Here is a 13180-nt window from a genome sequence, read left to right on the forward strand (position 1 = left end):
ATGAGATTAACATTTATTGATCTTGCAATCATCATTCTCTATCTGATCACAATGGTGATGATCGGATGGTTTTTACGAAAGAAGGCAAGAGAAAACAAAGAAAGTTATTTAATGGGAGGCAAGAAATTGCCGTGGTATATGTTAGGTTTAAGCGATGCTTCTGATATGTTCGATATTAGTGGCACGATGTGGATGGTCTCCCTCTGTTTTGTTTATGGGATGAAGAGTATCTGGATACCCTGGTTATGGCCGGTTTTCAACCAGGTATTTAATATGATGTTCCTGGCTAAATGGTTACGACGTTCCAATGCAAACACCGGTGCTGAATGGCTGGCCACCCGCTTTGGTCTGAAGGGCAAAGGTGTAAAAGGTTCTCACAGCGTGGTGGTGGCGTTTGCGCTGATTGGCTGTCTGGGATTCCTTGCCTATGGCTTTGTAGGATTAGGAAAATTCATCGAGATATTTTTACCCTGGCATCTTGTACAGCCCTATCTTCCATTTACCATACCGCCCGCTTATGTCGCTCATTTTTATGGGATTATTTTCACGCTCTTTGCGATGTTCTACTCCGTGTTGGGAGGCATGCATAGCATCGTGTTGAGTGATGTGATTAAATATGTGATCATGACGGTGGGCTGTATCGCTATCGCGGTGATAGCTATGTTGCACCTGCATCGTCCTGGGGTCGTGCTGAACGTACCGGGTGGCTGGGAAAATCCACTCTTTGGCTGGAAACTGGACCTTGACTGGTCTAATATCATCGCCGAGGCTAATAAAAAGATATCAGATGATGGGTATAGTCTGTTTGGTCTCTTCTTCATGATGATGATATTCAAAGGGATTTTCGCCAGTCTGGCAGGCCCTGCGCCTAACTATGATATGCAGAAAGTCTTATCATCCCGATCACCTAAAGACGCTTCTAAAATGACAGGTTTTGTATCTATCATTTTATTGCCGGTACGATATTCTCTCATCATCGGGCTCACAGTACTGTCATTGTTGTACTATCATCAACTGGATATTACTTCATCAACAGGCGTAGATTTTGAGCGGATCTTACCTTCTGCCATCAATACTTTTCTGCCGGCGGGTATATTGGGGATAGTACTGACAGGACTATTAGGCGCCTTTATGGGTACGTTTTCCGGAACTCTGAATGCTGCACAGGCGTATATCGTGAATGATATATACCTGAAGTATGTAAATCCACATGCCTCTACCAAAAAGATCATCTCCATGAATTACATCGTAGGGATACTGACTGTAGCGGTGAGTATAGTGCTGGGATTTTTTGCAAAGGATGTGAATAGCATTCTGCAATGGATAGTAGGCGCATTATACGGTGGATATATTGCTGCTAACATGCTCAAATGGTATTGGTGGCGCTTTAATGCGGGCGGGTTTTTCTGGGGAATGATCTGTGGTATCGTTGCAGCTTTGATATTCCCTTTAATTTTCAAAGGGCTGCCTTTGTACAACTGGCCACTTTTATTCGTCATTTCGCTGACTGGCTGCATCATTGGTACCTATGCAACTCCTCCTACAGATACAGAAACATTAAAATCATTCTATCGTACTGTAAAGCCCTGGGGGTTCTGGAAACCGATACATGAAATGGTAATCAAAGATGACCCGACATTCGTAGCTAACCGGCGCTTTAAGCTGGATATGTTCAATGTAGTGTTGGGTATCATCGCTCAATCCTGCCTGACCATACTTCCAATGTATGTCGTATTGTGGTTAAAACTGCCACTGCTGTTAACTGTTTGTGTACTGATAGTGGTGAGCTTTATACTCAAACGTACCTGGTGGGATAAACTGGAAAATTAACTAGTAACCGGAAAAATTATATTTATGAACTTTGAAAAGAGATTGGAAGCCTTACAAACGGCCTATGACCAATTGATTAGCCGGCCTAATGAAAAGCAACCTTTAGGCAATGGGGTATATGATAGGTACCGTTATCCTGTATTGACTGCTGCGCATGCACCACTTGCCTGGAAATACGACCTCAATAAAGGGACCAATCCATACCTGATGGAACGGTTTGGTATTAACGGCGTATTCAATGCCGGTGCTATAAAACTGAATGGTAAATACCTGCTGATGGCCAGAGTAGAAGGTGCTGATCGTAAATCATTTTTTGCGGTAGCTGAAAGTGACAATGGTATAGATAACTTCCGGTTCTGGGACCGGCCCTCACTCATACCGGAATTAGCAGTTCCTGATACTAACATATATGATATCCGGTTGGTACAACATGAAGATGGCTGGATATATGGGCTGTTCTGTACTGAACGTCGTGATCCATCTGCAGATGCAGGAGATCAATCTGCTGCCATCGCACAATGCGGCATTGTGCGAACTAAAGATATGCTTACATGGGAACGGCTGCCTGATCTGGTGACACCTTCTCCCCAACAGCGGAATGTGGTGTTACATCCTGAATTTGTAGAAGGGAAATATGGTTTTTATACGCGCCCTCAGGATGGGTTTATTAATACCGGATCTGGTGGAGGTATTGGTTTTGGTCTTTCCGATAGTATGACACCGGCGGTGATTGATCAGGAAATTGTGATCGACGCTAAAGTATATCATACTGTTTATGAAGCAAAGAATGGGCAGGGTCCTGCTCCGATCAAAACGCCTAAAGGATGGTTACATCTTGCACATGGTGTGCGTAATACAGCGGCGGGCTTGCGTTATGTATTGTATATGTTCATGACAGATCTGAACGACCTTACTAAGGTGATTTATAAACCCGGGGGGTACTTTATGGCTCCTGAAGGAGAAGAAAGAGTCGGCGATGTATCCAATGTACTTTTTAGCAATGGATGGGTAGCTGATGATGATGGTACTGTTTTTATTTATTATGCTTCTTCAGATACGCGGATGCATGTGGCGGTTTCTTCTATAGATCGGTTGTTGGATTATGTAGTGCATACACCGGCGGATGGGCTGCGGTCAGCAGCGAGTGTGGAGAAGATTCTGCAGATTATTGAGGGGAATGAAAGGATTTAAGGATAAAAGGAACCGTCTCAATAATAATTGAGGCGGCTCCTTACCTTGTCTGCTCTGTTAGTTACTAATCAATCAATAATTTATAGGTTGAAATTGCGCCTTTATTAGTCATAAAGCTCACAAAGTATAGGCCCGGAGTCTGCCCACTGAAATTATAAGTAAGTTGTTGTGTACCCTCTGTCTCCGATCTTACTACACCCAGATCTTTTACGAGCTTACCCTGCGCATCAAATAGCCGGATGATCGTCTGCTCATCTTTAGCAAGGGTTACATTGATGGTTGTATTTCCATGCGTAGGATTAGGATAAACACGGCTCACTTCGACAGTACTCAGCGCTGCTATTCTGGCTGAAGACGTGATCGTTCCTCCGGCAACAGGAGTTGCCGTTGCCGTAAGTGCAATTTGCGTAGTGCCTGTGCTGCCGCAATCAGGAGTGGTCAGGGTGGCACCTGCGCCAGCAGTGACCAGCGCTTTCACAGAGCTGGCAGGATCGGCCGTCAATGTATATGGAGGCGTGAAAGCCGCACCACTGCCGGATGTATTGCCGGAAGTATTGGTGAAGAGATTATTCTTTTGAGTGATGGCTGTAAATGTATTGTCCATCAGATCAATCGGATTTTTCACATTCTCAAATACGTTCCCTTCTATGAGCAGGTCGGCTTCATAGCCTGCCATGATGCATTTGTTGGAAACAGTGGAGTTGAAATAATTATTCACCAGGTGTACTTTACCAAATCTTACTCTTGGCATACGTTCTTTACAACCCTGTGCCCACCAGCAGTTGGCCAGTGTGATGCGCAGTTTTCCTCTGTCGCCGGTAGCGCCGTCACTGGAACCAAACAGGTTGGAGAAACGGTGATCGTCAGATCCTCCTGAGCCACCTGCAACAGGGGTTTTGTTGTAAGAGAATTTACACCAGGTCACTGAAATGTAATCGGCAGCAGCTTTGATATCCAGATTTCCATCCATACCGTCCTGAAAATCGCAATGGTCTACCCACACATTCGTACTATTATCGATCGTCATGTTATCCCATCCGTCAGTATCATAAGCAGCAGGGCCTACAAAAGTGACGTTCCTGAAGATCACATTTGATACACGTTTTACATAGATGATACCGGAACCATCTTTTGTGAGATCGTTTGATACCAGCTTAGAACCGGGCAATCCATAAATTGTCTTTGCTGACTGGTCCTGAAAACTTATTCTGCCACCAGAAGGAATGGTGATCGTGCCTGATATGTGCACGACTTTTACAGTTGAAGAAGTAATCGCAGTTTTAAGTGCATCATAGGTGCTTACAATTACGGGAGTTGCAGTTCCACCACCTGTTACACCGCCGTTTTGGCTAGCCCAGCCTACCAGACTACATTGAGCGTGGGCAAATAATTTGAAAAAGCAACAGATGGCAATCAATGCCCATCTTAAATACCGGGTTTTCATCATAGGATGTTGTTTACTAGTAATGGTTATAAATAGAGCAGACTACAGGTATTATTAAAATAACAGACCTGAGGGGTACCAGATATGGTTAGGTGGAAACTTTAGCGCTGCTAATATATATATTTCTAATAATATTGAAGACAGTTTTCTTTATTTAATATTCATCAGTGGTTGTGCCTGAAGATGAAGGAAGGTTACAAAAGCAATATACATTAATAAGGAAGCCACAGAAAGATATCTCCCTAATATCACTAAAATAAAATCAAAAAGTGATGCTTCTTCGTGAAAATTGCAAAAACATTGCAAAATTTATCTGAATATTTTTGATCCTGGGGCAAAAATCATAAACTCAGAAATTCCGGTTATCTAATTTTAACCTGCTAAAATTCCAAACAAAATTCACAAAAATCTAAGATGATTAAATTCAACAGATTAAAAGGTCTCAGCGTACTTGCATGTTTTTTTTCCACTTGCCAGCTTCAGGCGCAGAATAGAATAGCGCCTGCATATCCACTGGATAGCCGTAAATCCTATACTAAAAATGACTGGATTGCGTGGACAGCCACTTTTGCTCCGGAAAAGGAGCAGTTTGAAGCATTGATCCAACCACTGTATATACACGCATTAGAGACACCCTCCCGTGTTCCGCTCAATGATTTTTACGATTCAGAGACTGGCATTCGTGAGAACTTCAAAGCGAGAAGTGTTGTAGGCGGGTTCTACATGAAAGTATTAGCGGACAAATTGCACACTAACTAAATCATGTCAATAGGGCCGTCTCAAACTTCGGGACGGCCCCTTTTTATTCGGGTACCAGATGGAGAGCATTCTCGTACATGCAATTCTCATGGCCTTCTTGTTACTTATAATACATCCCCATTTCATTCCACAAGCGAATTTAATGAAGGAATCTTCCAGTTAAGACTATAACCCAAATAACTTCTAAGATATGTCATGGAAAAGTCTTACCTTTCTTTTTAGAAGAATATGAAGTAACATATCGTTACTTTACATCCCAGTAATTATTCACTCGTAAGAGTCTTTCTTCACATACTACCACTGTTAAATGAGGTAGTAATTGTGGCCTGAAAATAATCCTGAACGTTCCCATTGACCTTACCAATAAAACTACTATTTCCTTTTGAAGCAAACCGGACTATAATTAACTATGTGACGCTTCTATAATAGCTTGAATAAGGATTGAGTGGAGGTTTTACACTCAGGAGTTAACAACCTATTAAAAGGTTGTTTTTATGCAGCAACAATATTTATACACTTGGAAGAACATTAAGGGCCTATGACCTTAGAAATGGCTATTAAAAATATTAGCCTATCTTAGACACAACGACTTACCTTCTGCACCCGCTTTCAACAAGTTACAAGTTAAACAACTATTACAATGATCATGATAGAGCCCCATCACATTATAGCCATTGGTGCTTCCGCTGGTGGTATGGATGAGATTAATACTTTTTTTGATAATACACCATTAGATGGTGTTGCATATGTGATTGTTCAGCATCTATCGGAACATTTTAAAAGCAGGATGGTAGATTTACTGTCCAGGCATAGCAAGTTACGGATACAGGAAGCAGAAAATGAAATTCTCATCCAATCCAATCATGTTTACCTGATTCCCAATGATAAGTTAATGACCGTCCGGAATGGCCGGTTATACTTAACTGGCAAGGAAATGCAAAAGGCACCTTATCTCACCATCAATATATTTTTTAATTCCCTCGCCATTAGTTATGGTAAGAGAGCGATAGCGATTGTGCTATCAGGATTAGGGTCAGATGGTTCAGATGGTGTAACAGCCATCAAGAGAGCAGGAGGCCTGGTAATCGTCAGGGAACCTCTTACATCAAAGTTCTCCAGTATGCCATCAAGTGCAATAGCCACCGGAATGGTTGACTTTGTATTAGAACCTTCCGCAATGCCAGCAGTAATCGAAGATTACGTAGAACAACAGTTGGAAACGGCAGCCGGTGAACAGGAAAATGAAAATACAATTGTTTCTATCATTGATTATATAAAAGAGCAATTGCCACTTGATTTTTCAGATTACAAACTAACTACCCTTCTCCGGCGAACTAAACGCAGAGCAACCTCTGCTAATTTTACCACGCTTGAAGATTATCTGGAATTTTTGCGCGTAAATCCTGCTGAGGTGGAAACACTGGCCAAAGACTTTCTTATCAGCGTCACCTCTTTTTTTAGAGATGCAGAAGCTTTTGACATCATAGAAAAAAGTATTCTGCCCGATCTGCTATCTAATCTTAATCCCGGGGATGAACTTAAAATGTGGGTTGCAGGTTGTGCTACAGGTGAGGAAGTATATTCAATGGCTATACTGATCAAAGAACAGTTGGTCGGCCCTTATAAAAATACGACGGTGAAACTCTTTGCTACCGATCTGGACAGCTCTGCATTGTTATACGCCAGTAAAGGCTTATATCATTGGAGTAGTGTAAAAGATATGTCAACTGATAGGTTGCAGAAGTATTTTACAAAGGAGGGTGAGAGCTACAGGGTATCTCCTGGTATACGCCAAATGGTAATATTTTCGCAGCATGACCTGGTAAAGAATCCCCCTTATTGCAATATGCATTTTATCAGTTGCCGCAATCTGCTGATCTATATGACGCCCTATTTGCAGAAGAAAATATTTTCAATGCTGCTCTTTGGACTTAAGTATAATGGCTACCTGTTTTTAGGTTCCAGTGAAACCCCCACTTCTATTATCAACAACCTGGAAGTGATCAGCAAAAAGTGGAGATTATATAAAAATATCAGTGAAAAACGAACGATTACTTTCGATGCATTTTCAATACCTGAATCAATTCACTCATCTAAAATTACCCCGATGAGGGAATATGACGGTAGAAACAAGGGGAATGATGTAGCAGAAATGGTGAATGATATACTTGCTAATGAACTGGATTACCTGGCTCTAATTATTAATGACAACTATCAGGTAGTCAAGTCATATGGTAATACGGCCAAATACCTGCTTCAACAAAACTTTAATTCAAACCTGTTGGAATTGTTGCCCGAACAGCTGAAACTGGCATATAATACCTTAATAAGTCAGGTGTCAGTAACAAATAAAAAAATTGGTGTCCTGGGTATTCCTGTCGAATTAAAAGGTAAAAAAATTGCAGTAAGCCTCACCATTTCCCCACTGGAGGCCAAAAATGGAAGTCCGGCCTCATTTTTAATCATCTTTAGAGAAGATCCGGCCTTTTCGGATATTCATACAGAATACCAGGTTTTTGACGAACGCGCATATAATGTTCAATACTTATCAAACCTGGAGAGTGAATTGAAAGAAGTCAAAGAAAAGCTTTCCGCGGCCTATGAAAGAATTGATGCTTACAATGAAAATATGCAGTCTTTCAACGAAGAGCTTATTTCATCCAATGAAGAAATGCAAAGTACCAACGAAGAAATGCAATCCGTGAATGAAGAACTACATACCATCAATGCTGAGTATCAGTTAAAGAATAAACAGTTACTTGAAATAAATGACGATTTGAACAACTATTTCAGAAGTAATATTAATGGCCAGATATTTTTGAATGAACAACTTGAGTTAATGAAATATTCCCCTGCTGCTGTAAAACTGATCAATCTGCAGGAGGCTGATATCGGAAGACCGATCAGCCACATTTCCACTAATATCAGGATGAGTTCTATTGTAGATGATGTCATGCAAGTACTTGATGATGGGGTTGATATTATCAAAGAAATCGAAACCAATGAAGGGCATTGGTTCCAAATGATGATTATGCCTTACATAAAACAGGAAGAAAATATACGTAAAGGAGCGGTTATTTCCTTTAATGATATTACTGCACTGAAAAAGGCAAAGATAGAATTAGATGAAAAGAATGAAAGCCTCCTGCGTATTAATGCAGATCTTGACCATTTTATTCATATGGCTTCACATGATTTATTGGATCCATTGAGTAGTATAGAGTCAAGTATTGCATTGATGAACCTGCTGGAGAATAACAATTCGGAATTGATGGAGTTTACCAAAGTTATCAATTCCTCTGTTAAGAAATTCAGTTTACTTGTCAGGAGTATTGGCACAGTGGCCAGACTGGAAAACAACATGAATGATACCGAGCAGGTAAATATCAGTGAGGTGATCAGTAATATTGAATGGAGCCTTGAAAAAAAAATCAAAAATACACACGCTGTAATCACTACAGAACTTGAAGTAAAAGAAATATCTTTTTCCCAAAAGAACCTGAGAAGTATATTGTATAACCTGATTTCCAATGCAATGAAATTTTCCGGTCCTGAGCAACCGAAGATCCACATTCAAAGCAGGAAAGAGGGCAAATATGTTATGCTGAGTGTAGAGGATAATGGAATAGGTATGACCCAGGAAGGAATTAAAAAGATATTTACCATTTATGGAAGGCTCAACCTTCATGTAGAAGGACATGGTATAGGGTTATACCTTGCCAGAAAGATTATACATGCCGCACAAGGAGATCTGAAAGTTGAAAGTGCGCCTGGTAAGGGAAGTAAATTCATCATTTATATCAGACCTTCTTAGCATTGAATTAAATGTATGCCAGTGAAATATATTACCTTCCATTAAGATGCAACAATTTGATGCGATAGTTCTTATATTAACTGTTCTAGTTGCTTTATCAGCTTTTGCTGAAAAAGTAAAATTTCCGTTTCCAATACTTCTTGTAATTACTGGTGCAATTTTAGGTGTAGTTCCACATTTTCCTATGATCATTTTAGATCCGGAAGTGGTTTTTCTATTGTTTTTACCACCTTTGCTTTATGATGCAGCTTCCCATACCTCCTGGCATGACTTTAGAGAAGAGATAATCTCTATCTCAGCGTTAGCCATAGCATTAGTTTTTTTTACAACTATTACCGTAGCGCTTGCAGCTCATTATTGTATACCAGGATTTAGCTGGCCACTTGCCTTTGCACTCGGGGCCATTGTATCTCCTCCTGATGCTGTAGCGGCAACTGGAATTACTAAAGGGTTAAGTATTAACAAACGGATAATGACCATTATTGAAGGCGAAAGCCTGGTCAACGATGCCAGTGCGCTCATCGCTTACCGGTTTTCAATGATTGCAATTAACACCGGCGCTTTTGTATTCTGGCAAGCTGGATTGCAATTTACCTTATTGGTTTGTGGTGGTATATTATGTGGGTTTATAACCGGATATATTTTTGTATGGTTGCACAAAATGATCACCCACAATTCCATTGCCAGTACAAGTCTGACGTTATTAAGCCCTTTCATTTCCTATATTCTGGCAGAACAACTACATTTATCTGGCGTACTTGCAGTGGTTAGTACCAGTCTTTTTATTTCCTGGCGTTCGCCAGAGATATTTTCCTATCAGACAAGAATGCGGTCAAAATCAGTATGGGACACATTGGTATATATCCTAAACGGATTTATTTTTTTACTGATCGGACAACAATTGCCGAATGCTTTAAAAGAACTGGAAAAGTATTCATTACCCATATTAATTGCTTATGGATTTTTAATAAGTATCGTTGTTATCGTAGTGCGGGTAATGTGGGTCTTTGCAACAGCATATTCACATAATTTACTCTCTAATAAAATTAAAGCGACCGCTTCAAAGGATATCCAGGATGAAAAAATAAATACCTGGAAAAATGTATTGATTGTTGCCTGGACAGGCACCAGAGGTATTGTATCAATGGCTACCGCCCTGGCATTGCCAATAACGCTGATAGGTGGAGCGCCTTTTCCGCAACGTTCATTGATCCTGTTCCTGACCTTTGTAGTTATTTTTGTCACATTGGTCATTCAGGGTTTATCACTTCCACTATTGATAAAGATCCTTGGCGTAAAGCCAACTTTACAGGCCCATAAAGAGGAACAGGAACTAAAATTGTTTATTGTTCAAAATATTCTTCACTTTATTGAGCATGAATTTCCTATACACCTTGACGACAAAATAAAACGACAGGTAAAAGCAGAATATGAAGCCACACTTTTACAGCTGCAAAATAAAATTGAAAATGATAGTCGCCGGCAACACAGAAATATTGCTCAGCAGTCGTGGCTGTCAATCCCTATTGCCCCCATATTGACAGCGCAAATAGAAATTAGCAGGTTTCGTCGTGAATTGTTGATCAGACTTTATAAAGAAGGTAGCTATAGTAATCTATCTATCCGGAAGCTGGAGCAGGAATTGGATCGGGATGATCTCAGTCTGAATGAGGTGCTCATGAGAGGAGAAGAATAATACCCGATTAATATTGCCTTTCCCAATTACAATTGAATTATTATTAAAATAACTTTATTTATATCTTTGTTACCGTTTTCTATAGAGATATGCCACAACTAATTACCATTAATTTGATTTACAAAGAATTATGCAGTTAAATCATTTTAAGTATATGCTGCTTTGATTGAAAGATATGTTTTCTGAATATGGAAAATATAAAATTGTTCTAAACAAAAATGCCTAATCCCCGCCTAATGAATAGATTTTTAAGACTTCTCTTTTTATCCTTGACGTTTGTCATTAACGCTTATGCTCAAACGCCTGATGCTAACGGTATTGTATACGTTAAAACCGGTGGCACCGGTACCGGTGACAGTTGGGCCAATGCTTCAGGCAATCTCTCTGACGCATTAAAAGCCGCTACGACCAACACGGCCATCAAGCAAATATGGGTATCCGGTGGGACCTGGTTACCTAATTATCCAGCCGATTTTTCCAGTGCTGACAACAGAGATAAAACCTTTTTATTAGTAAAAGACGTCAAATTATATGGCGGATTTGCCGGCACAGAAACCACTTTGGCCGAACGCAATTTATCTCTCACTGCAAATAAGACCATTCTAAGTGGCGACTTAGGCACAGTTGATGACCTAAATGACAATGCTTATCATGTAATGATTGCTTCAGGTGATGTAGGCACAGCCGAAATTAATGGAATTACCATCATGAAAGGTACATCAACCACCGGTAGCTCAACAAATACATTAACCGTAAACGGCAATGGCATAATGCGAATAGCAGGCGGAGGTATCATATTATACGGAGCAGCACCTGCTATTAATAATGTAATAATTTGCGGGAACCAGGCGATAGCCGGTGCCGGTGTTTACATAGGATATAATTCTTCCCCTAAAATCACTAATTGTATCATAAATGGTAATTATGCGAATATTAGTGGTAGTGGTAATGGCGGAGGATTATTTGCATATCAGTCAACACCCCTATTCACTAACGTTGTAATCGCCGGAAATAATGCCGCTGGTTGGGGAGGTGCCCTGGCCATTTCATCCAGCACCCTGACCTTCAATAATAGTATTATTTATGGCAACGGTACATCTAATCCAATTTATAATCTTAGCGGGTCATATACAGCACAATACACTATGGTGCAGAATGTAGCTGCCAATGCTACTAACCATAACCCTGCCAGTACTGATCCCTATTTTGTAAATGCACCTTCCAGTTCTAACGCCCCATTTACCGAAGGAGATTATTCTTTGACTTCATCCAGTCCATTAATAGATCTGGGTAGCAATAGTCTATACACCGGTTTAAGTGCCACTTCCACCGATCTGGTTGGAAAACCACGTGTCGCCAATTACAGCTCTGGTGGTATCATTGATCTGGGCGCAATAGAATATCAGCCCCTCACCAGCCAGACAATTACGGTGGCAGATGCAGTAAAAACCTATGGTGATGCCGACTTTGAACCTGTAGCATCTTCCTCATCAGGTCTTGCCGTTACATTGCAGTCATCTGACGCAAGTATCGCACAACCATATATAGATGCCGCCGATGGGAACAAATGGAAGATAAAAATATTAAAAGCCGGGGTAGCAACCATAACTGTCAGTCAGTCGGGCAATTCCGTGTATGCTGCTGCCACCAATGAGACATTTACCGTAACTATTAATAAAGCTCCACTAACCATTACTGCAAGCGATCTTACCAAAACATATGATGGTATATCATTCAGCGGTGGGAACGACGTAACTTACAGTGGCTTCGTAAATGGTGATAACGCGTCAACAGCATTAACCGGCACGCTCGTATACAACGGTACATCTCAGGGAGCAACAGCGGTAAACAGCTACACCATCATACCTTCTGGGCTTACTGCCACAAACTATGATATAACGTATGCTTCCGGTACATTAACAATCAACAAGGCCGCACTTACCATTACAGCCAGTGATCTTACCAAAACATATGATGGTATATCATTCAGCGGTGGGAACGGTGTAACTTACAGTGGCTTTGTAAATGGGGAAGATGCATCAACCGCAATAACCGGCACGATCGCTTACGCAGGTACCTCTCAGGGAGCAACAACTGTAAATAGCTACACCATCATACCTTCAGGTCTTACTGCCTCAAACTATGATATAACATATGCTTCTGGTACATTAACCATCAACAAAGCGGCACTTACTATTACTGCCAGTGACCTTACCAAAATCTATGATGATATTTCATTCAGCGGTGGCAATGGCGTAACTTACAGTGGTTTCGTAAATGGTGAAGATGCATCAACCACAATAACCGGCACGATCGCTTACACAGGTACATCTCAGGGAGCAATAGCGGTAAACAGCTACACCATCATACCTTCCGGCCTTACTGCCTCAAACTATGATATAACATATGCTTCCGGTACATTAACGATCAACAAGGCCGCACTTAC

At 40.8% G+C, this 13180-nt stretch carries 7 protein-coding genes; 6 read left to right on the forward strand and 1 reads right to left on the reverse strand.

What is annotated here, in order from left to right; translation table 11 throughout:
• Entirely contained in the window at window positions 1-1830 is a 1830-nt protein-coding gene (locus BW716_RS30935; protein WP_083729245.1) for a sodium:solute symporter family protein, read from the forward strand.
• A 24-nt stretch (window positions 1831-1854) separates the two neighbouring features.
• Entirely contained in the window at window positions 1855-3021 is a 1167-nt protein-coding gene (locus BW716_RS30940; protein ID WP_083729247.1) for a glycosidase, read from the forward strand.
• A 64-nt stretch (window positions 3022-3085) separates the two neighbouring features.
• Here the strand turns inward: BW716_RS30940 and BW716_RS30945 are convergent, their stop codons facing one another.
• Window positions 3086-4468 carry a T9SS type A sorting domain-containing protein gene (locus tag BW716_RS30945; protein WP_083729249.1) on the reverse strand — a complete coding sequence of 461 codons (1383 nt, stop codon included), beginning with the start codon at window positions 4466-4468 and terminating at the stop codon, window positions 3086-3088.
• Between the two features lie 411 nt (window positions 4469-4879).
• Between BW716_RS30945 and BW716_RS30950 the strand changes: the two genes are divergently transcribed.
• The 4 genes from BW716_RS30950 to BW716_RS30965 form a co-directional block, all read left to right on the forward strand.
• The gene (locus BW716_RS30950; RefSeq protein ID WP_083729251.1) at window positions 4880-5224 is read left to right on the forward strand and encodes a DUF1793 domain-containing protein; all 345 of its coding nucleotides are present in this window, start codon (window positions 4880-4882) and stop codon (window positions 5222-5224) included.
• Window positions 5225-5864: 640 nt separating this feature from the next.
• Window positions 5865-9038: a chemotaxis protein CheB gene (locus BW716_RS30955; protein ID WP_083729253.1), complete on the forward strand. Its 3174-nt coding sequence runs from the start codon at window positions 5865-5867 to the stop codon at window positions 9036-9038.
• A 46-nt stretch (window positions 9039-9084) separates the two neighbouring features.
• Window positions 9085-10734 (forward strand): Na+/H+ antiporter, encoded by a 1650-nt coding sequence (locus tag BW716_RS30960; RefSeq protein ID WP_083729255.1) that lies wholly within the window; start codon window positions 9085-9087, stop codon window positions 10732-10734.
• 236 nt (window positions 10735-10970) lie between these two features.
• A partial coding sequence (locus BW716_RS30965) for an MBG-2 domain-containing protein (RefSeq protein WP_179091305.1) occupies window positions 10971-13180 on the forward strand: 2210 nt, incomplete at its 3' end.

Source organism: [Flexibacter] sp. ATCC 35208, assembly GCF_001975825.1.
Classification (GTDB): Bacteria; Bacteroidota; Bacteroidia; order Chitinophagales; family Chitinophagaceae; genus Chitinophaga.